The organism is Gemmatimonadota bacterium, from assembly GCA_016712265.1.
Classification (GTDB): Bacteria; Gemmatimonadota; Gemmatimonadetes; order Gemmatimonadales; family Gemmatimonadaceae; genus RBC101.
Genome location: JADJRJ010000028.1, coordinates 1,194,323 through 1,216,069 on the forward strand (window position 1 = coordinate 1,194,323; position 21,747 = coordinate 1,216,069).

Annotated in this window: 16 protein-coding genes; 6 read left to right on the forward strand and 10 right to left on the reverse strand. The window is 66.5% G+C overall.

The window, feature by feature from the left end:
* The first annotated feature begins 6 nt into the window (after positions 1-6).
* A complete protein-coding gene (locus IPK85_11900; protein ID MBK8248089.1) occupies positions 7-2,739 on the forward strand; it encodes an Ig-like domain-containing protein in 2,733 nt (910 codons plus the stop codon).
* Here IPK85_11900 and IPK85_11905 read toward each other — a convergent pair.
* From IPK85_11905 to IPK85_11945, 9 genes are read right to left on the reverse strand one after another with little or no spacing between them, the layout of a single operon-like run.
* A complete protein-coding gene (locus tag IPK85_11905) occupies positions 2,736-4,328 on the reverse strand; it encodes a hypothetical protein (protein ID MBK8248090.1) in 1,593 nt (530 codons plus the stop codon). The two genes, IPK85_11900 and IPK85_11905, sit on opposite strands and share 4 nt — an antisense overlap.
* Complete coding sequence (locus IPK85_11910; protein ID MBK8248091.1) at positions 4,325-5,830, reverse strand: hypothetical protein; 1,506 nt, start codon at positions 5,828-5,830, stop codon at positions 4,325-4,327. The genes IPK85_11905 and IPK85_11910 overlap by 4 nt, the downstream gene beginning before the upstream one ends.
* The gene (locus tag IPK85_11915) at positions 5,827-7,002 is read right to left on the reverse strand and encodes a radical SAM protein (GenBank protein MBK8248092.1); all 1,176 of its coding nucleotides are present in this window, start codon (positions 7,000-7,002) and stop codon (positions 5,827-5,829) included. The genes IPK85_11910 and IPK85_11915 overlap by 4 nt, the downstream gene beginning before the upstream one ends.
* Positions 7,003-7,026: 24 nt before the next feature.
* Complete coding sequence (locus tag IPK85_11920; GenBank protein ID MBK8248093.1) at positions 7,027-8,049, reverse strand: flippase-like domain-containing protein; 1,023 nt, start codon at positions 8,047-8,049, stop codon at positions 7,027-7,029.
* Complete coding sequence (locus IPK85_11925; protein MBK8248094.1) at positions 8,046-9,026, reverse strand: glycosyltransferase family 2 protein; 981 nt, start codon at positions 9,024-9,026, stop codon at positions 8,046-8,048. Before IPK85_11925 ends, IPK85_11920 begins: the two co-directional genes overlap by 4 nt.
* Positions 9,023-10,498, reverse strand: coding sequence for a glycosyltransferase family 39 protein (locus tag IPK85_11930; protein ID MBK8248095.1), 1,476 nt, complete (start codon positions 10,496-10,498; stop codon positions 9,023-9,025). Before IPK85_11930 ends, IPK85_11925 begins: the two co-directional genes overlap by 4 nt.
* Positions 10,482-11,888: an FAD-dependent oxidoreductase gene (locus IPK85_11935; GenBank protein MBK8248096.1), complete on the reverse strand. Its 1,407-nt coding sequence runs from the start codon at positions 11,886-11,888 to the stop codon at positions 10,482-10,484. Before IPK85_11935 ends, IPK85_11930 begins: the two co-directional genes overlap by 17 nt.
* Complete coding sequence (rfbF, locus tag IPK85_11940) at positions 11,885-12,673, reverse strand: glucose-1-phosphate cytidylyltransferase (protein ID MBK8248097.1); 789 nt, start codon at positions 12,671-12,673, stop codon at positions 11,885-11,887. The genes IPK85_11935 and rfbF overlap by 4 nt, the downstream gene beginning before the upstream one ends.
* Positions 12,674-12,703: 30 nt before the next feature.
* Positions 12,704-13,513 carry a glycosyltransferase family 2 protein gene (locus tag IPK85_11945; GenBank protein ID MBK8248098.1) on the reverse strand — a complete coding sequence of 270 codons (810 nt, stop codon included), beginning with the start codon at positions 13,511-13,513 and terminating at the stop codon, positions 12,704-12,706.
* 354 nt (positions 13,514-13,867) lie between these two features.
* Between IPK85_11945 and IPK85_11950 the strand changes: the two genes are divergently transcribed.
* The 3 genes from IPK85_11950 to IPK85_11960 are packed head-to-tail and all read left to right on the forward strand — an operon-like array spanning position 13,868 to position 17,528.
* Positions 13,868-14,962 carry an NAD-dependent epimerase/dehydratase family protein gene (locus IPK85_11950; protein ID MBK8248099.1) on the forward strand — a complete coding sequence of 365 codons (1,095 nt, stop codon included), beginning with the start codon at positions 13,868-13,870 and terminating at the stop codon, positions 14,960-14,962.
* Positions 14,962-16,305: a UDP-glucose/GDP-mannose dehydrogenase family protein gene (locus IPK85_11955; GenBank protein ID MBK8248100.1), complete on the forward strand. Its 1,344-nt coding sequence runs from the start codon at positions 14,962-14,964 to the stop codon at positions 16,303-16,305. The genes IPK85_11950 and IPK85_11955 overlap by 1 nt, the downstream gene beginning before the upstream one ends.
* Positions 16,302-17,528 carry a class I SAM-dependent methyltransferase gene (locus IPK85_11960; GenBank protein ID MBK8248101.1) on the forward strand — a complete coding sequence of 409 codons (1,227 nt, stop codon included), beginning with the start codon at positions 16,302-16,304 and terminating at the stop codon, positions 17,526-17,528. The genes IPK85_11955 and IPK85_11960 overlap by 4 nt, the downstream gene beginning before the upstream one ends.
* 22 nt (positions 17,529-17,550) lie before the next feature.
* On the opposite strand, the gene IPK85_11965 is transcribed toward IPK85_11960, so the two are convergent.
* Positions 17,551-18,468, reverse strand: a complete 918-nt coding sequence (locus IPK85_11965) for a decaprenyl-phosphate phosphoribosyltransferase (protein MBK8248102.1) — start codon at positions 18,466-18,468, stop codon at positions 17,551-17,553.
* Positions 18,469-19,323: 855 nt separating this feature from the next.
* Here IPK85_11965 and IPK85_11970 point away from each other — a divergent pair.
* Positions 19,324-20,214: a hypothetical protein gene (locus IPK85_11970; protein MBK8248103.1), complete on the forward strand. Its 891-nt coding sequence runs from the start codon at positions 19,324-19,326 to the stop codon at positions 20,212-20,214.
* 8 nt (positions 20,215-20,222) lie between these two features.
* Positions 20,223-21,740 (forward strand): NAD(P)/FAD-dependent oxidoreductase, encoded by a 1,518-nt coding sequence (locus IPK85_11975; GenBank protein ID MBK8248104.1) that lies wholly within the window; start codon positions 20,223-20,225, stop codon positions 21,738-21,740.
* Positions 21,741-21,747: the final 7 nt, after the last annotated feature.

Here is a 21,747-nt window from a genome sequence, read left to right on the forward strand (position 1 = left end):
AATTGCATGAACGCGATTGTCCGGGTCCTGGTCCTGAATGCGGCCCTGTTGGTGGGAGGGTGCGGCGGCGACGGCGGGCCGAGCACCTCGGTCGTCACCTCGGATCAGGTGGCTCGCGTTGACGTATCACCCGGCACGCTGACGCTCGCCGTCGGCGGCACCGGGCAGCTTTCAGCGCTCGCCATTTCGACCACGGGGGCGGCCCTTCCGGGTCGCGCGGTCACGTGGTCCTCGTCGGATGCCGCGGTGGCCTCTGTCTCGTCGACGGGCTTGGTAACCGGTCTCGCGGCCGGGACGTCGACGATCGTGGCCTTGAGTGAGGGGAGAACCGGGAGCGCGACGGTGACAGTCACCTCGCTGCCCGTTGCGACCGTGCGAGTGGTTCCTGCCTCGGTGACCCTTGGCGCCGGGAGCACCACCCCGCTGCAGGTGGTCGCGCTTGGCCCCGCCGGCGAAACCCTTGCCGGCCGAACGGCGAGCTGGGCCTCCAGCAACACGGCGATCGCCACGGTAACGCCTGCCGGTGTGGTGACCGGGGTCGCCGCGGGTGCGACTACTGTGCGTGCGACAGTGGAGGGGGTGTCCGGAGACGCGACCGTGACCGTTCAGTCGCCTACGGCGACGTCGGTGGCCCGCGTAGTCCTCACGCCGGCCGCCTTGCAGTTGGTAATCGGCAGCAGCGCAGGACTCGCAGCGACCGCACAAGACAGCGCGGGGGTCACGTTGCAAGGGAAGTCGTTTACCTACACCTCGAGTGCGCCGAGTGTGGCCACCGTATCCGGGGCCGGGCTGGTCACGGCATTGGCAACCGGTACGGCAGTGATCACGGCGGCGAGCGAGGGGAAACAGGCGTCGGCAACCGTCACGGTCACGGGGGCACCGGGGCCCGTCGCGCGCCTCGTCCTCTCGCCGCCAGCGCTCTCCATTGTCGCGGGACGGCAGGATCAGCTCACGCCGGTGGCATACGACTCCGCGGGCATCCCGGTGACCGGGTTGACCTACGGGTTCACGTCGAGTGCGACCAGTGTGGCGACGGTATCGGCCACCGGGCTGGTGGCCGGTGTCGCGCCGGGGAACGCGACGATCACCGTCTCGGCGGCCGGGAAGACGGCGACCAGTACGGTCGTGGTGAACGCGGCCAGTGGTGGGACCATCACGCGGGTGGATGTCACCCCGCCGTCGGCGACGCTCGCCGTCAATGCGACGGTGCAGCTTACTGGTGCCGCGTATGACGCGCAGGGACGCGTCTCGACCGCGGAGTCGCACATCTGGTCCACGAGCAACGCCAACATCGCAACCGTCACGACGAACGGCCTGGTCACTGGGCTGGCTCCCGGCACGGCCAACATCACCATGTCAGCGGCCGGCTTCGTGAAGTCCGTCCCCATCACGGTGACGGGCGCGGTCACCAACCGCATCGACCTCAATCCCGCGGTGACATACCAGCGGATTACCGGTTGGCAGGCGCTCACGCAGAACGGGTGGCTGGACTGCAATCCCACGGCGTTCGCCGCGTATAAGAACCAGCTTCATGACCGGGCCGTGAACGAGCTCGGCATCAATCGCATGACGCTGATGCTCCGGAGTGGGGCCGAAAATACCCGCGACTATCACGCGGACTTCGTGGCCGGGACCATCTCCGACACCGCCAACCGCCTGAGTTGGTATCAGCCGGTGAATGACAACACCGACCCGTTCACCGCAGTCGCGTCGCGCTTCCACTGGGGATTCGTCGACGGCCAGGTCGACAACGCCATCCTGCCGATGCAGCAGCGGCTCGCGGCGCGCGGCGAGAAACTCTACGTGGTGCTGCAGGTTGTGGACTTCAAGTCGTCGGACCACGGAAACCTGGCCCGTCCGTTCGACGTGATGACCAACGCCGAGGAGTATGCCGAGCTGGTGGCCGAGGCCTTCAAGCACCTGCGCCAGAAATACAACCTCGTTCCGGACGCGCTCGAGATGATCCTCGAGCCGGAGCACACGCCGTATTCCGGGTCCATCATCGGGCGTGCCGTCGTGGCGTCGGTCAACCGGTTGCGGGGACTCGGCTTCACCCCCGCCATCATCGCACCGTCAACGACCTCCATGCAGAATGCTTCCACCTGGTATGACCAGATGATGCAGACGCCGGGGATCCGGGGGATGGTGACGGAACTGGCCTACCATCGGTATGTCGCGGTGTCGTTTCCGAACCTGCAAGCGATTGGGCTGCGGACGCTGCGTGATGGTGTGGCGTCGTCGATGCTCGAACACATCGGGAGTGGCTTCAATGACCTGTACGACGACCTCACGGTGGGCATGGTGAGCTCCTGGCAGCAGTTCACCTTGGGCTTCTGCGGGAATCGGAACAATTCGGCGAACCAGGGGGCGTACTTCCAGATCAACCAGTCCAATCCGGCGCAGCCGAACATCAACATCACGGACCACTCCAAGCTGCTGCGTCAGGTGTTTGCGTACGTCCGAAGTGCGGCCACGCGCATTGGCGCCGTCTCGGCCAACGCGGCCGCGATGCGACCGCTCGCCTTCCGCAATGCGGACGGTCGGCTGGTCGTGGTGGTGGCCACCACCGGGCCAGCCACCTTCGCGATCCGGGGCCTCGCCGCCGGGACCTATGGCGTGAACTACGGAACCTCGGGTGCGCAGTACAACGTCGACCTTGCGGACGTGGTGGCTACGTCGGGGGCCGACGTGACCATCGCGATGCCGGCGGGAGGCGTCGTGACCGTCTACGCGCGTTAGGCGGTGACCCGTGGTTCCACCGCACGCCAGCCGAGGAGCATCCAGGCGAGGGCTGCGGCATAGGCCACGAGGGAGGGCACCTCAAAGCGCTGGAACTCCCCGGCGTGCGGCCACGCCGTCCACACCATCAGGGGGAACGGCGCCGTCACCCACACGCCGGTAGCCCAGCGCCGCAGGAGGTGTCGTGATGGCAGAAGCATCGCCGGCAGCAGCAACCACAGCACATACCACGGCCAGACGTGGGCGGCCGCGATGAACAGCACCGACAGCATGATCCCCGCCACCGCCACCTGGAACGTGGCGATGTCCGGCGTTCGCAAGAAATGCCACAGGGTGATGATCGTGGCGACCGGAAAGATCACCTGCACCGCGTAGGCCAGAGGCAGGAGGTTCAGGCCGGCGAGGGTGCCGATCGCCTTGACGCCATCGGCGGGCAGGAAGAAGTAGCCCTCGCGCACGGCCGTGGTCTCGCGGAAGAAACTGAGTGAGTCGACGAACGGGGCAAAGGTGACCAGCCAGATCGCGACGGCGATCGCTGCATTGGGGAGATAGGTGCGCGCGCGTGCGAGGAGGTCGCGCCACGCCCATGGCCACGCGCGCTCGGGCCAGGCGTCGAGGAGAAAGAGGGGCGCGGTCACATACTTCACGCTGACACTGCAGGCCAGGGCGGCCGTGGCCCACCGCGCGTGCCCGCGCGAGCGCAGGAACAGCCAGGCCAACAAGAAGAACACCATCACCGCGTCGTTGTGGCCGTCGCCGCCGATCTGGACGGCGCCCAGGGGCATCCACGCGACCGTCACCAGCGCCATCGCCCGAAGCCGTGCGGGTCGATCCGCGAGCAACGCTGACACCAGCCAGAGGATCCCGCTCCACGCGGCCACCAGGATGGCCTTGAACACCACCGCGCTCCCCAGGACGGAACCGTGGGTCACCGCAGTGACTCCCCAGGAAATCAACGCCCAGAGCGGACCGTACGTCATGCGCAGGATGGGCGCATCGAACGGGAGGCCGACCACGGCGGCCGCCGGCACGTCGTAGTACGGGTTCCCACCCCACCACAGGGTGCGACCCCAGGCAAACGACAGCCAGAAGTCCGGTACGAGCACCGGCATCGCCCAGGCCATGGCCACGACGTACGCCACCCCCCAGCGCCTGACCAGCGCGACGGTCGCCTCGTCCGGTTCGGTCCGGCTACGGGCCAGCACGAGCAGCGCGAGCCCGGCGAGGAACGTCGCGACCACCAATGGCCACGCGTAGGCATCCATGAACCAGTCCGGCGCCACCAGATCGCCGCCGAGGGCCGCCGCGACCTCCCGCTCCGCTCGGCGAATGTGCCAGGCTCGATCAGCTGTCACGCCGCCGGATGCGGCTCCGGCCCGCGGCCCGGACTGCGTGACGGCCAGCAGGAGGTCAGGGGCGTGGTCGGCCGCCGCGCGTGCCACCCGATCCCCGATGTGCCCATAGAAGGTCAACTGGCCGTGGGGGCGTGCGCTGTACGTGGCCGCTGGGGCGAGTACCCAGCTGTAGGCGGCCTGGACGAGGAAGGTCCCGAAGAGCAGCGCCGCCAGGACGTGTAGCGAGCGCCTCACGTGCGCGCCGGCTCGCGGACCGTCCGCAGCTCAGGCCACCAAAGGGCGACGAGGGCCAGGGTCGCCAGGCCAAGCACCGCCAGCGGACCCCAAGCGCCAAATTGCAGCTGCGGGTATCCGGACGCCATTTTCTCCAGCACCAGGAAGACCGGCAGCGTCGGGCCCGAGCGCCAAAGCCACGCGAAGGCGTCCGGGACACTCTCCCGGGTCATCGACACCGCGAGTGAGATGGCGAGCGAACTCACGAGGAGTCCCCAGCGCGCAACGCCGGGCAGGCGCTGGAGCACCGGGATGGCCAGGAGGAACAGGATGGGCACCAGCGGCACGAGATACCGCACCCCCGTGTTCCATTGCAGGTTCGCGAACTGGTTGGCGCTGGAGAACACATACAGCCCCGCGCAGGCAAGGAGTGCCCAGCCGACGGACCCCACCTGCCGGCGGGCGTCGCGCGAGATCGCGACGATGGCCAGGCCCGCGGCCAGGAGTGGGCAGAAGGCAAACAGGCCATAGCGCCCATCAAACAAGTTGCCCAGCAGCAACTCCGTGGTCGGCACGAAGAATCCGTTCCAGCCGATCACCGAATACTCCGTCGCCGGCATGTACCGCTGTGCGGGGAACCACGGCGCACCGAAGGCCATCTGCTGGTACCCGAGGAGCAACCCGATCATGGGGAGCGCACCTGCCGTGAACGTGGCGCCGGCTACCAGCGCACCGCCCACGCCCCCACGGGACCACCCAATGGTCGTCGCCCAGGCGCCGAACACGAGCAGGAGCGGGGCTGCGCTGTAGTCACAGAGCAAGCCAAACCCCAGGAGCAGTCCGGCGAGCGCCAGCGCACCGAGGGGAGGGGCCTGGCCGGCGGGACGCGGACGCCATCCGGTCATCGCGATCCACGCACCAAGGGTCGCATGGGCCAACAGCGCATTCTGGTTGAGGAACGCCGAGCGAAAGAGCAGGGGGGTCGCAAAGGCGTAGGCCAGGGCCCATCCTGCTGCCTGGCGCTCGGCCATCCCCCGATGTGCCAGGTAGCGGAAGAGCAACCATGCGGCGAGCGCACCCAGCGGTGCCATCGCCCCCGCCCCGGTGAGCAGGGCCGCGAGACCCAGCTTGATGTCGAGCCCGCGTGCCCGCGCGGCATTCATGAACTTGCTGCGGTTGGGACGTGGGTCGTCGTAGGCAGCAGGCGGTTTGGCGGCGATGAGTTCCGGCTTCCACGCGAACAGGGCAGCGAGCGCGGGGCGCGCGACTACGAGGGGCACGGCGCCCGCCAACGAGGCACCCGGGTTGTTGTTGATGTATCCACCCCTCCCCGGAATCTCGAACAGGTCGGAGTGCAACCCCAGGTACTCGTCCACGCGAATCGAGCCGCGCTCGGCAAGGCTCAGCGCGAGATAGGTCTCCCGCGCGACGTTGGTGGTCGCGAAGAGGGCGTAGACGAACCAGACCGAAAGGGCGAGCCGCGTGCCCGCCCGGCCACGCCAGCTCGCGAACACGGTCCTCACGTCGTGGCCGCAGCCTCCTCGGTGTCCGCCGCGGAGCCGCTCGTCGGGAAGATCACGTCGGGGAGGGGTTGGCGCAGGTGATCCGGGAGTGGATCGGCCTTCTGCCACGCCTTGCTGGCCGTGGCGGCACGCACCAGTTGCACCGGCTGGTAGACGATGCTCGACCACATGAAGACCTCGGTCGTGCAGTGGCACTCCTTGCGGGCGATGGTCTCACGCAACGCGTGCGCCTCCGGCGACTTCCAGATTTCCCAAAAACGCTTCTGCCGCAGGTTGCCCAGGGGCTTGTGGATCTCGCACACGCCGACGTCGCCGTTGGCGTATACCACGGCCGAGATCTGGCCGGCCTGGCAGGGCACCACCTGCCGGTCCTGCTTGATGGTCTCGACCTTGGCCCATTGCAGCATCGGTTCCACGATCCCGCCGTAGCGGCCCACTTCGCGCGGCGCCCAGAGGCGGCGGATGTACTCGTACAGGTCCTCGTACTCGGCCAGCAACGGCCCGGTCAGCGACTTGTCCTTCCGGTCACCACGGATGATGGCGAGGTTGTGGTGGTCCATCTGCGGGCAGCGGTCATACAGGTACGTCGTCAGCTGCCGGATCTCCGCCATGTTGCGATCCGTGGCCGTGGAGATCGAGTGGATCCGCAGGCGGGGATCGCGCTTCTGGATCTCGACCAGCGCGTCATAGGTCTCCATGGCCTTCTTGAAGGCGTTGCGCGCCACGCGGAACTCATCGTGGAACGCGGGCATGCCATCGAGCGAGAGCTCGACCACGAAGAGGTCCAGCTCCTTCTCCTCGAGCACGCTGTTCACGGCCGCGACGCACCGCTCCGTGAAGTAACCATTGGACGGCACGTAGATCTGCCGCACACCGTTCGTGTTGATGAACTTGCGCACGATCTCGGCAAATTCCTTGCGCAGGAAGGGCTCGCCGCCGGACAGGTTGAGGTTCTCGATCTTGCCCAGGTCGTCGGACAGCTGGAAGATCTCCTCCTTCGACATGTCGTTCTTCTGGTTGAGCGCCGTCCAGTAGAAGCAGTGCTCACACTTCATGTTGCAGATCGAGTTGATGAACAACACGAGGAATGGCGGGCTGGGCAGGTCCTCATAGACCTTGGCCGTCAGCCGGGCATGTCGTGCCACACGATCCACCAGGTTCATCACTTCCATGGGAACAACCTCCGGGGAGAACCCTCAGGCGCCGGCCTGAGTCAGGACAGGGCGATGGTGCGCGCCGGCGCCGTCGCCACTACGGGCACCGGTCGTCGGTTCGCGTCGAGCGCCCGCAAGGAACGCCAGCGCCCCACCCACGAGGCCACCAGCGAGAATCACCACCTCAAACACCAACCCCGTGGCGACCGCCTTCGCGGCCGAGACGCCAAAGGGAGCAAACAGCGCGGCCTGCGCGGCTTCGCGCACGCCGATCCCACCCTGCGTCAACGGCAGCAGGCCGGAGATCTTCGCCAGGGGCCACACAAACAACCAGACGTACAGCGGGATCTCGATCCCGATCGCCCGCCCCAGCTGCCAATTGAGCACCACGAGCAGGGATTGCAGGATGGCGCCAAGGAGCAAGGCCATGCCTAACGCACCTGGACGCACCGCGGTGGCGCGGAACGCTCGCCGGATCGGGACCAGCTTGCGCCGGTGACGAAAGCGCAGGCGGCGCACCGGAAACAGCACCAACGTGAGCACCCCCGCCACGCCGCCGGCCGTCAGCAACCCGACCGCCAGGAGAAAGATGCGGCGGCTGTCAGCGGTTAACGCGAGCGGGGAGAGCCACGCGCCAATCCCCGCGACGAGCAAGAGTCCCACAATGTCGAGCAGCCGGTCCACGAGGCTGCCCAGCACCAGGCCGTGTCCCGACCGGGCGCTCTTGAGCGCCATCGCCATCCGCACCGCGTCACCGCCAACAATGGACGGGAGGAAGGTGTTGCCGAACAATCCCCAGTAGTACGCGCGCGCCGCGCCGCCAATCGTGAGCCCGGCGCCGGCGACGTTCGTCAGCAACCGCCATTTCACGACGCCGATCAGGTGCAGGGTCATGTACGTCACCAGCGCCACGGGCCACACCCACCAGGCCACGCTCGAGATCGCCGACCGGATCTCATGGAACGGCAGGATCGTGAAAAGCATCGCCAACAACACGAGGCTCCCCGCTATCCGCACGATCGGGCGCTTCCACCAGCGCACGGGACGCTCCACCGCGGCGGTCACAGCTTGAGTGCCTCCTCGTCGGCGGTGGCGCGCGACTCCAGCGCCGCTTCCACCTTGCGTACCCGGTAGACCGCTTCCTCGACAATCTTGCGGTTGAACGAGATCAGGTCAGCGAGCAACCCGATCAGCAGCACCTGGAAGCCGACCACGATGAGGATGGCCGCGAGGATCAGGCTCTGCACGTGACCGACGCGATTGCCTGTGACGTAGAAGTACACGAAGCGCAGCGCCGGCAGCATGCCCAGGCCGATGAACAGCAGGCCCGTGGTGGCAAATACGCGCAACGGGCGGTACATCGTGTACGCCCGCAGGATGGTCACGCCGCTTTTCCTGATGTAGTGCGGGATGCTCTTCATCAGGCGTGACGGGCGCGTCTGCGGGTTGATCCCGATCGGCACGAACTCTACCGCGGCGCGCCGGGCGCCGGCCTGGATCAGCGACTCCAGCGTGTACGAGTAGTCGCTCAGGACCAGGGTGCGCAGCGCCGCGTCGCGCGTGATCGCGCGAAAGCCGCTCGTTGCATCCGGGGTGTGCAACTCGGCTGCACGGCCGACCACGGCGCTCCCCAGAACCTGCAGCTTGCGCTTCAACGGCGAGAAGTTGTCGAGCGAGGCCACCCCACGGTCGCCCACCACCAGCTCGGCCCGACCCGCCAGGATCGGTTCCACCAGCCGGGCAATGTCCGCCGCTTGGTACTGGTTGTCCGCATCGGTGTTCACAATGATGTCAGCGCCCGCCTTTACCGAGGCGTCGAGGCCGGCCTTGTAGGCCGCCGCGAGGCCCCGGTTGCGCTCGAACGTCACCACGTGCGCCACACCGTGCGCTCGCGCAACGGCCGAGGTGCCGTCGGTGCTACCGTCATCCACCACCAGGATTTCGATCCGGTCGATCCCCGGCAACGCGCGCGGCAGCTGCGCCAGCGTCGCTGGGAGCGTCGTGGCCTCGTTCAAGCAGGGGATCTGGATGATCAGCTTCATGCGCTAGCAGTTGCCCTCAGGGTGCACACCATCACCTCACCGCCACCAACGGTACCCACAAACGCCCGCGCTGCACGGCACTCGCGCTCCACCCAGGCGGCCAGGGGAGCGTCATACCGTGCCAGGTACCGGGGGAACGTATACACGAACCAGACCGGTCCCGATTTCCGAAGTTGTACCAGCGTCGCTACATCGCGAACGTCGTGCCACGAGCGGCCGAAATACCGTCCATAGATTTCGGTCGTCATGTCCGCTGTCGCAATCGTGCCACCACCACGGGCGGCCTCCCCTTCGACGAACCGCAGGGCCCCTTCGTAATCCTGCTTGGGAAGCCGCCAGTTGCGCGGCAGGGTCGCCGCGGAGGCAGTCGCGCCAAGGATGAGCACCGCCGAGGCGAGCGTCGGCCCCACGCCGGTTCGCCCCAGCACCCGCCCGACCAGTTCACCGGAGAGGACAACCCCACGAACCCCCACCAAGAGCGCGAAGCCCGCCAGCAAGAAGAAGAACCGCGGATACATCGTGCCCCGGCTGGCCAGTGCCCCACCCAGCATGGTCAGCGCCGGGAGTAACAAGAGCGCCGCCACCCGAGGCTCGCGCCGGAGATAGTCCACGGCGCCGGAAGCGCCGATAACGGCCGCGGCACCAAGGACCACCAGTCCGATCGTCGCCAGGACTGCGCTACCCCCGGACAGGCCCACAAGCAGCACCCGTACCGCCTCGGCGGCCGCCCAGGCGGGCGAAGAAATTCCGGCCAGCGCCGACTCCTTATGGAGAAAGAATTCCACCACCCGGGCGGCCATGGGTGCGTACATCGCCGCGGCCAGAGCGCCACCGGCGAAAAACGCGACCGCGGCGGTCATCCCACGTGCGCGCGAAGCTTGATCGCGGCGGGCGCGCCACAGCAGCACCACGACCACGAGGAATTGCGCCAACACGGCAAACACAAACGTCAGGTGCGTGTACGCGCCGAGTGCGATGCACAGGGCAAAGGCGACCGCGTCGCCCCGGCGACCCTCGTCGAGGATACGCAGGAGCAGCCAGGTGCTGGTGATTGCACAGAATCCGAGGATGCTGTAGCCCCGGGCATTCTGCGAGAACCACGCATGATGGTACGACACGGCGAGCAGGAGCGCAGCAAATCCGGCCTCTCGTCGACTCGCGATGCGCCGCCCGAGGGCGAACAGCATCGGCACGCTCGCGACCCCGAACAGCACCGCCGGCAACCGGAGCGTCCATGGCGCCTCACCGAGCAGCGACGCGGCGCTGTGGGCGAGCACCGAATAGAACGGATGCTTGTTGTCGCCGTGGAACTCGACGAATTGTGCGGGAAACGGGGTCCGGAAAGCGTACAACGTCGAGTAGATCTCGTCCGCCCAAAGCCCCGTGTTGAGTCCGGGGAGGCGGACCACGAGGGCGAGCAGGGCCAGGCCGACGATCAACCAGCGATCGCGCTGCTCAATCCTCGACGACATGCGCCTTGAAGACCTCCCGATACCCCGCCCATCGTTCCCGATCAAAACCGCCCGGTGTCAGGCACTCCACCGCGGAGTAGGCCATGAACAGTGCGTGATGCGTGTTGTCGTGCGCAAACAACCCCTGGCGACCGTACACCAGGAGGTTCGGCTGCGCGGCAGCCCATTCGTCCAGGACGGCGAGCGGCTTCTCGTAGCCCATCTGGTAAATGGGATACGCCTGCGGCAGGCGTCGCACATGGACCGCGATCGGCTTGGCCGGGAGGGGAATGGCCGCGGTGGCCGTGTCCCGCGCAACCATCTCGGCGAGGGCCTCATCGCTCGCCGACCAGATCTCGTCACCGACCGTACACGGATATTCGGCGCAGAGGACCGTCGTGCCCTTCGGCGAGGTGCTCCGGAAGTAGTTCTTCGGCTCCGACAACCGGGTGACGCGCACATTCCCTTCCGGGAAATAGTGCGCGTCGGTCGTGGTGTACTGGTCGACCGGGAGCTGCACGTACACCAGCACCATCGCGCGATAGGTGATCTGTTGGGTCGCCGACATCACGGCCGCTGGCGGCGCCGGATCGCAAATCTTCGCAAGGAGCGTGATCGGGATCGTCGTCCAGATGTGGTCCGCGTGGATGGTGCGCCGCTCGGTACCATGCTCCGCGCTGATCGTCCACGTGTAGCCCGGCTCGGTGGATCGCGTGATCTTTGTCGCTCCCCAGCCTAACGCGAGCTCGGCACCCGCGTCGGTCGCCGCCTTGGCGTACGCGCGGGAGATCTGGCCATAGCCTTCCCGCATGTAGTAGTACTTGCCACCACCGACCGGCTTGAGCAGCCGCTTGATCAGCTTGCCGAAGCTCCCGGCGGTGACCCGCTTTCGTGCCTGGATCCCCGAGAGCACCTCGGGCTCCTTCCCCCACAGCTTGCGCGAGTAGGGGAAGTAGAAGTGGTGGCACATCGTCGGGCCCAGATTGGCGAGCAGGACGGAGGCGAACGTCTGCCCCTCCGCCGGCCGTCGCAGCTTACGCATCACCAGGTCACGCACCATCCCCAGTGCAAATCCCTTGTCCAGCCGGCGCAGCAGGTCGAGCGACTTGATGGGGAAGTGCAGCCATTCCCCACGCAGGCGGATGCGACCATGGCGGTCGAAGTCCCCGAAGTCGTCGCCGAGCAAGCGCTGGATGTCGGCGAGGATCCGCGGATCCACTGTGTGGTGGAGGCGATGGCTTCCGTAATCGAGCCACTGGCCGCCCCACTCGAACGAACCGGCGACACCGCCCACGACATTCTGCCGCTCGAGCAGGGTCACGGTGGCCTTGCCTTCGCGACGCAGCTGGTACGCCGCCCCGCATCCGGCAGGGCCGCCCCCGAGGACGACCACGTGTGGCAACCGGCTCATGCCTTGCTCCCGCCGTTGGAGGTCCGCTTCCAGGGCGCCGTTCCCGAGGCCCAGAGCGACTCCAGGAGGTCACGCTCGCGCAGCGTATCCATGGGCTGGAAGAACCCTTCATGTTGATACGCCATCAACTGCCCGTCCCGCGCGAGGCGCTCCAGGGGTTCACGTTCAAGGATGGTGTCGTCCCCGGCAAGGTAGTCGAACACGGGGGGCTCGAAGACGAAATACCCTCCGTTGATCCACCCCCCCTCCGCCTGCGGTTTCTCCGAAAATTCCTGCACCTGGTCCGACGAGATGCGCAGCCCGCCAAAGCGCGCCGGCGGCCGTACCGCCGTGACGGTGGCGAGCTTGCCGTGGCTCCGATGAAAGGCGACAAGCTTGCCGAGGTCTACGTCCGACAAACCGTCACCATAGGTCGCCATGCACGTCTCCTGACCCACCAGCGCACGCAGGCGCCGCAGGCGTCCGCCGGTCATCGTATCAAGCCCGGTGTCGACGAGGCCGACCTGCCAGTCCAGCCGGGATCCATGGATCGTCCGCAGCGCCCCGTCGCGCAGGTCCACAAAGAAATCACTCTCGTGGATGGCGATGTTCCGGAAGTATTCCTTGATCATCTCGCCCTTGTACCCGCAGGCCACCAGAAACTGCTTGAACCCGTGCGAGGCGTAAAAGCTCATCAGGTGCCACAGGATCGGACGGCCCCCGATCTCCACCATCGGCTTTGGGCGTGACGACGTCTCCTCGGCGAGGCGCGTGCCGCGGCCGCCGGCCAGGATGATTACGTGCATAATTGACGAAAGAGGCGAGGGGGACGGCGCTTACTCGCCACCGCTCCCGCTGGAAGCAGAGGCCACGTGCATGGGGGTGGCGCGACGCCACACCGAGAGTTCAGACGAAAAGCGATAGCGAATCAGGCCCGCGAAGAAGTTCACGCAGGTCCCCGCATTGACATGCGACAGCCCGCGGCTGCGCATGCGCGCAAACACGCTGTACTCGATCACCCGCACGCCAAGGTAGTACGACTTGATCATGATCTCGGGATCGAGGAACCAGTCGCGTGACGACAGCCCCATCCCGCGCACCACCTCGCGTGGCATGATCTTCGGCAGCCCGTTGATGTCGAACGACCGGATGTTCGGCCACAGGAGCCGAAACAGTCCGTTGAAGGTCACCGACACCACCTTGCGGGCGAACCCGTCCATCCGGAATCGACGCCTCGCCTTGGCCAGCACCGGCTCCTCACAGGCCACGGCCTCCTCGAACAGGTGCACCGTCTCGTGCGCATCCACCTGCGAATCCGCGGGGATGAACCCGATCCAAGGGGCCGTGGCGTGCGGAATTCCGCTCAGGATCCCGAACCCATAACCCTGGTTCTGCTCGACGCGGACGCGCACCACAGGATGGCCAGCGTCAACGTACTCCTGGATGATCTCCCCAGTCCGGTCGCGCGACCCGTTGTCCACAGCGATCAGCTGCAATCGGTGGCCGGCGCCCCGGAACGCGCTCAGGGTCCGACGAATCGTCTGGCCGACGATCGCCTCTTCGTTGTAACACGGCATGACCAGCGAGATGTCTGGCGTCGCCAGCAGCTCGCTCGGATCCGGTGGGGGCAGTGGAATGGACGGCATGGCCGAGCACGTTCTCCATCAGATGGTTCGAACCCTCGATGCGTCCGCGGGTCTCAAGGGACCGTCAAACGCAATTTCACGACCACGAACGCCCAACCAGTAAGCGGCGCGTTCCCCCAAAGACAGGGCAATAAGGCCCCCCACGTGTTGCGCGGGCGCAACGACCTGCCGATTACGTTGTGGCGGTCCGCCCGAAATTGCGGCGTGCCCGCCTGACTCGTCATCGACGATCATGGATCGGCTTTGGCAATTCGCCCCGGCGACCCCGGCCGTTTGCCGGGTCGAGGGACCGCCTTGGCCGGGACCTTGCCATCGAGTTGCTCGACTTCCCTCCTGCGGACTTCAAGAAACGACATGCCAGACGCTGTGCTGAATACCGGGGCCCCCGCTGGGGTCACCTCCTCGATCATTCTCGAAGATGCCGCCCACGCGGCCCGGGCGCTCGGTGACGCCGCCGACCGACTGGAAGGCGCGACCGTGCTCGTCTCCGGGGGAGCCGGATTCCTCGGGGCTGCCATGGTGGACGTCCTCGTTCACCTCAACAAGCATCGATTCTCGCGGCCGGCGCGAGCGATTGTCGTTGACAACTTCGTTACGGGAGTCCCGGCCCGCCTGCAGGCCCTCGCCACCGATCCGAACGTCGAGATGATCTCGGCGGATATCTCCAAGGACGTCGCGATCGGCGCAGAATTCCAGTACGCGATCCATGCAGCCGGGATTGCCTCGCCGATCATCTATCGCGCCAAGCCCCTCCAGACCGCCGACGTCAATGTGTGGGGCCTGAGGCGCATGCTCGAACTTGCCAGGGCGCAACGCGACCTGCGCGGCTTCCTGTTCTTCAGCACCAGCGAGATCTATGGCGACCCGGATCCGGCGCATATCCCCACGCGCGAGGACTATCGCGGATATGTGTCGTGTACGGGACCGCGCGCCTGCTACGACGAATCCAAGCGATTTGGCGAGACGCTCGCGGTGGTCTACCATCAGGAATTCGGCTTTCCCATTCGGAGCGTGCGGCCGTTCAACGTGTACGGCGCCGGGCAACGCATCGACGACGGCCGCATCATCCCGGACCTGATGACGGCGGCGGTGGCGAACAAGCCGCTGGTCCTCCTCTCCGATGGTAGTGCGACTCGCTCCTTCTGCTACATCTCGGATGCTACCGCGGGCTTCTACCGGGCGATGCTCCTCGGCAAGCCGGGCGAGGCGTACAACGTGGGGAACCCTCACGAAGTGAGCATCCGACAGGTCGCGGAGCGCATGTCGGCGCTGAGCGGCACACCCATCACCTTCCAGTCGAGCGCCGACCCGCACTACCTCACGGATAACCCGCAGCGCCGTTGTCCGGACCTCACCAAGTCGTCCGAACACCTCGGCTATGCCCCAAGCATCTCGCTCGATGAGGGCCTGCGCCGTACGCTCGCCTGGGCGCGCGAGGGGGTTCGCTGATGCGCGTCGTCGTGATCGGTGGGGGGCCGGTCGGCCTCGTCAGTGGTTCCTGCCTGGCCGGCGTGGGGCATGAGGTGTCACTCGTTGAGATCGACGAGCGGCGTCGGACCATGATTGGGGCCGGCTCGCCCCCGTTCCATGAGCCCGGGCTCGACGAGCTACTGCGCGACGTCGTGGCCGCGGGCCGACTGCGCGCGGTGGCCGATGTCGCCGAGGTCGCACGAACCGCGGAGGCGATCCTGATCTGCGTGGGCACGCCACCGACCGGACATGGTGCGGACCTGACCGCGCTGAAGGCGGCGAGCGCCGCCCTCGGTGATGCCCTCAGGGGTGCGGACGGGTATCGGGTGGTCGTGGTGAAGAGCACCGTCCCGCCGGGCACCACGGCGGAGATCGTGGCGCCCATCGTGCGTGAGCGCTCAGGGCTGGGTCCGGAGGCGTTAGGCATCGGGATGAACCCCGAGTTCCTCCGTGAAGGGGTCGCCGTGGAGGACATGCGTCACCCCGATCGCGTCGTGCTCGGGGTGACCGATGACGCCAGCCGCGTCCGGCTCTCCGAGCTGTACGCGCCGTTTGCGTGCCCTCTGGTCTTCACGACGCCCACCGGCGCGGAGATGGCCAAGTACGCCTCGAATGCGCTGCTGTCGACCCTGGTCTCCTTCTCCAACGAGATCGCTGCGCTCTGCGAGTCGGTCGATGGCGCGGACGCGGACGAGGTCCTGCGCGCCGTCCACGCTGATCGCCGATTTCGCCCACCGCCGGCCCGGCCCGCTGCGCCGAGCACCATTACGTCTTACCTGTTGGCCGGCATGGGATACGGTGGCTCGTGTTTCCCCAAGGACACCGAGGCGCTCGTGGCGTGGGCCAAGGGACGTGGGCAACAGACCCCGATCCTCGATGCAGTCCGTGCAGTGAACGCGGTCCGGCCCGATCGGGTCCTCGAACTCCTCAAGTCGCGGATCGACCTCAACGGTGCGGAAGTCGCGGTTCTCGGGCTCGCCTTCAAGCCGGACACTGATGACCTGCGCGAATCGCGCTCGCTCGACATGATCCGGCTCCTGCAGTCTCACGGTGCACGCGTCCGTGCCGCCGATCCGATGGCAGCCGCGGAGGGAGCACGCCTCCTGGGTGCTGACGTCCCCGTGACCACCGACGCGCCGTCTGCGCTCCGGGGAGCCGATGCGGCTATCCTGGCCACCGCCTGGTCGGAATTCACCGCCCTCGATCCTGTGGCCGTGCGTGGCTTGATGCGGCGACCGCTCGTGCTCGACGCGCGACGGGCCCTGAACCGGGCCCTTTGGAGCGCTCACACCGAGTACCTCCCGATCGGCGTCCGGGCATGAGCCTGCGGCAACGCACGACCTGTCGGTCCTGTGAGGGCGTCCTCGAGACCTTTCTCGCGTTAGGTGACCAGCCCCTGGCCAATCGCCTGCGCCGGACGGACGAGCCGGTCGCGGTGCCAACGTATCCGCTGACCCTGGCACGGTGTACGGCCTGTGACCTCGTCCAGCTGCGTGAGGTCGTGGACCCGGCGATTCTCTTCGCCGACTACGCCTACGTGCCCTCGACGTCGAGCACCATGCATCGGCACTTCGACGAACTGGCCCACATGGCGATCGATCGGCTCGGGCTGGGCGGAAGCGATCGCGTGGTGGACATCGGGTCAAACGATGGACTGCTCCTTTCCAAGTTCAAGCAACGCGGAACCCGGGTCACCGGGGTGGAGCCTGCGGAGAACCTCGCACGTCGCGCGACGGACAACGGCATTCCGACCTTTTGCGGCTTCTTCAGCGAAGACCTCGCGCGTCGGATCGCGGCCGATGGACCGGCTGCGCTCGTCTGCGCGACCAACGTCTTCGCCCACCTGGATGACATTCGGAGTTTTCTGCGAGGGGTGGCCGCCCTGCTCCGGCCGGACGGCGTGTTCGTCGTGGAGGTCCAGTCCTGGGCCGACACGGTGCAATCCCTCGCGTTTGACATGACGTACCACGAGCACATGACGTATTACGCGACCGCGCCTCTCGCGGCCTTGTGCGCGCGCGAGGGACTCGCCCTGCTCGATGTCGATCGGGTCAGCACCCACGGCGGATCCCTGCGCGCGTGGATCGGGCGTCCGGGGCATGCCATCGCCAATCCCGCGCGCGTCGCAGCGCGGATCACGGCCGAGCAGGAACACGCGGGCCCCGAGGGCTGTGCCCGGATGGCCAAAGGCGTGGCGCAGTTGCGGGACGAGCTGCGCGCGATGCTGCGGCAGGTTCGAGCTGCGGGAGGCACTGTCGCCGGATACGGCGCACCGGCCAAGGCCACTGTCCTCCTCAACTACTGCGGGCTGACGCGCGAGGACGTCGCCTGGGTCGCCGACAAGAACCCGGCGAAGCAGGGGCATTTCATTCCCGGAGCTGATGTCCCGGTGGTGCCAGCGGAGCGAATCCTGGCGAACTCTCCCTCACACCTCCTGCTACTCGCCTGGAACCTGGCCGATGAAATTGCGGAGGAGCAGGCGGAGTACCTCTCCGCCGGGGGGAAGCTCATCGTCCCTGTCCCTCACCCCCGCATCGTGGGGTGACCGCAGCGTGGGGTGAGGTGGGCTAGCCGATGACGCCGTAGACCACCCCGCCGCAATACAGCGCCCAGAGGACGCAGGCAGCCAGCAGCCCGCGGTCCGTGAGCAGTGTATCGGTCGGGTTACCGTCGAGTCGCTTGTTGACCAGGTAGAGGTAGCGAATCACACCGTAGAGCACGAACACCGTGCTGTACGAAAGCAGTTCACCGCCCACGAGCTTGGCGGTCTCGGACTCGAGCGTGTACATGATGTACGACACGATGATCACGGCCAGCAGGACGACCGAAAGCTGGTCCAGGAAGGTCGTCGAGTACTGCGAGAGCACGGATCGGTGACTGCTGGAGTCGTTCCCGAGGAGCACGATTTCGTGGCGGCGCTTGGCAAAACCGAGATACAGGGCCAGCAGCCCACCGCAGAGGATCAGCCACACGGAAGGCCGAACGCCGACCGCCGCCGAGCCCGCCAGGAGCCGGAGAACGAAAAACGTCGCGATCGCGAACACGTCGAGAATCACGATGTGCTTGAGACGGACGGAATAGACCACGTTGAGCGCCAAGTAAGCCATCGCACAGGCGAAGAGGCTGGTCCCCACACTGAAGGCGAGCGTCAGGCTCAGCCCCAACATCGCGGCGGCGAGGCTCAGGGCCGCCACAGGAGCGACTGCCCCCGAGGCAATGGGCCGGCGACGCTTCGTCGGGTGCGCACGGTCTGCCTCACGGTCGATGACGTCGTTCATGACGTACACCGTGCTCGCCAGCAGGCAGAAGGACGCGAACGCCATCCACGCCTTGACTTGCGCACTCGTGTCCGTGGCCTGTCCGGAGAAGAGCAGGGGGGCCAGAACGAAGAAGTTCTTGATCCACTGCTGCGGGCGCACGAGTCGCACGAAGGCCGAAACACCTCCGCGCGGCCTGCTCTCCTCGGCGGTTGACAAGCCGGTCATCTCGTTAGGAAAAGGGAAACGTCACTGCACGATCGAGCAAGAACCCAGCCGGTGTGCGGGCACCGCCTCACGAGTACGAGACGATGATCGGTGCCTCTCCGGAACGTGGGTCCGAGCCGGCAGGCGGACACCTGCTGTGGCGCCCTTCCAACAAAATGGTCATTCCGGCCGGGTCAAGTGTCGATAATGCGACCTGCGGCCTGCATCAAATGTCGCATAACGCACCGCTGACGCGAGTAACGACGCCGAGAGGCGAGGCGCTCGGTCATTGCGCCCGGCCGTGGACTCGCCCGGCAGGCCATCATGACCGAACGAACTCAGCTGGCCTGAATCTTGTCATACACCAATGCATGAGCGAAGCAAACGAAACTGCCGAGGGGACGCGAGGGGCTCGGGTTGGGCAGTCCGGGAGCAAGCCGTCGCTGTCAATTGTGGTGCTCTCCACTGGGACCGAATCGGACCTGGAGCGCGCCATGGCGTACGTGAGCGGGGTGACGCGGCGCCTTGGTGCGGAGCTGATCGTGGTCCGCGGAGAGGACGACAAGCGGGCTCAGGAACGCCTCGCCGTTGTGGCTTCGGCCCGCCGCTTCCATCTCTGCATGGCGGAACCTGGCACATCCCGAGCGGGATTGGCCGACCTCGGAATGCGCGCGGCTTCCGGCGATGTAGTCGCCGTGCGTGAGGACAGCGCCTGCCTTGATGGAGACTGGCTCCGGCCGTTCGCTGAACGTCTTGCGGTCGGGCTAGACGCTCCACACACGGTCGACGATGTCCGCGTCGCGGTGCGCCCTCAGGTATCGACAAGACGGCGTTGGGAGGCTACCTCAGAAGCAGCAATCTGAGGAATTCCTCCTGGTGAATGCACGGATGACGGTGGTCGTCCCCGTGGTCACGGACCTTGACCATGCGGTGGCAAGCCTTGAGTACCTGGAGCGCGAACGAGAATCGTTCGCGCTTGCTGTTTTGGCGGTCTCGCGCCTCCCGAACGAGGTTGGCACGTCGATCCGCGCACGCTTTCCCTGGCTGAAATGGATGCAGGTCGACGCGGACACCTCCATCCCCGCGATGAGGGCCCTGGGGGTGGGGTTGGCGGAGTCGGAGGTGATTGCATTCGTCGAGGACCACGTGCACGTGCCGCCGGGATGGGCTCGGGAGATGTGTGAGCGCGTGGGGGCAACAGGCGCCGTCGTCGCTGGTCCGGTCGAGGACGCCTCAGAGTCATTCGCATCTCGGTCCGCGTTTCTCTGTGAATACTCCGCAGCGCTCCCACCTGTGGCGAGCGGGCCACAACGTTCTGTCCCTGGAAACAACACGGCGTACCCTGCGGTGCTGCTCCGGTCCCACATCGACATGCTGGTGCAGGGCGGGTGGGAGGATGAGCTCCACGCCGCCCTGAGCGCCCAGGGAGTAGGGCTGCGGCTGGAGGAAGCGGTTCGGGCGTTCCACGCCCTGGAAGTCGGGGTGGGTGAGTACAGCTGGCTCAGGTACCATTATTCGCGCGCCTGGGCCGGGCGTCGCAGCCGCGGCGCGCCCTTTGCTAGACGTATGCTGGGAGCGTTGAAGTGCGTGGCGCTGCCACCGGTGCTTCTTTCGCGGATCGTCGGTCGTGGGCTCCGCCGCACGCGGTACCGCCGGATCGCGCTTATCTCGTTGCCGTTGCAGGTGTTGTTCGTCGTCGCATGGGCGGCTGGGGAGCTTGTCGGTAACCTCGCCGGACCGGGTCGTTCGCTCACGAAAGTCCGCTAGGGATCGGCATGAACCAGAACCCCCGCAAGGTTGCACCGCTCCGCCCAGGTGACCACGTCGCCGTGATCGGCGCAGGTCCGGCCGGCCTTACCGCCGCCTACCTGCTCGCCCGAGATGGCGTCAAGGTGACAGTGCTCGAGGCTGACGACATCGTCGGCGGCATCTCGCGCACCGCGCAGTACAACGGGTACCGCTTCGATATCGGTGGGCACCGCTTCTTCACGAAGATCACCCCGGTCGAAGACCTGTGGCATGAAATCCTCGGGCCTGAGTTCATTTCAGTGCCACGCATGTCGCGCATCCACTACGGTGGCAAGTACTTCGATTACCCGCTGAAGGCGGCGAACGCCCTCTCCGGCCTTGGGCTGTGGAATGCCGGGATGATCGTGTTGTCGTACATGTGGTCGCACCTTCGGCCGTATCCAGTCGAGGAGAACTTCGAGCAGTGGGTCTCCAACCGCTTCGGCAAGCGGTTGTACCGCATCTTCTTCAAGACATACACCGAGAAGGTCTGGGGCATTCCGTGCACCGAGATCCGCGCCGAATGGGCCGCCCAACGCATTCAGGGGCTTTCCCTCGCGAAGGCAATCCTCAATGCGGCCTCGCTACAAAAGCGGAGTGACGCGATCAAGACCCTGATCAACGAGTTCCAGTATCCCCGCCTGGGTCCCGGGCAGATGTGGGAGATGGCGGCGGCCAAGGTCAAGGAGCTCGGCGGCGAGGTGCTCATGAAGCACGACGTCGAGGCCGTCGAGACCAAGGGGGACCGCGTGGTGGCGTTGCGCGCGCGGACGCCGCTGGGCGTGCGGCGTATCGAGGCGGACCACGTGATCTCCACCATGCCGATCCGCACCCTCGTGCAGTCCCTCGATCCACAGCCGGCGCCGGCAATTCGCGCGGCCGCAGACGGCCTGAATTACCGGGATTTCCTCACGGTGGCGCTCATCATCGACCAGGACAACCTGTTCCCGGACAACTGGATCTACATCCACACCCCGGGCGTGAAGGTGGGTCGTATCCAGAACTTCAACAACTGGTCACGGGCCATGGTCCCGGAAGCCGGTCGCACCTGCCTGGGATTGGAGTATTTCTGCTTCGAGGGCGATGGCCTGTGGACCTCGAAGGACGAGGACCTCATCGCGCTCGCCAAGCACGAGCTCGGTCAGTTGAACCTCGTGGATCCCAATCGCGTGGTGGACGGGACGGTGGTCCGCATGCCGAAGGCGTATCCGGTCTACGACTCCGTCTATGCGGCGCACCTGGAGAAGGTCCGCACCTGCATCGATGCGCTGCCGAACTTCCATACCGTCGGCCGCAACGGCATGCACAAGTACAACAACCAGGACCACTCCATGCTCACCGCCATGATGGCGATCGCCAACATGCGTGGGGCGACGCACGACGTCTGGGCAGTGAACACCGACTACGAGTACCACGAGGAGCAGAAGCTGGACATGAAGTCGCTCGACGAGCAGGTCGGCGACTCTCTCGCGGCCCGGAACGCGCGCGCCTCGGTCGGCGCCTAACGACCGT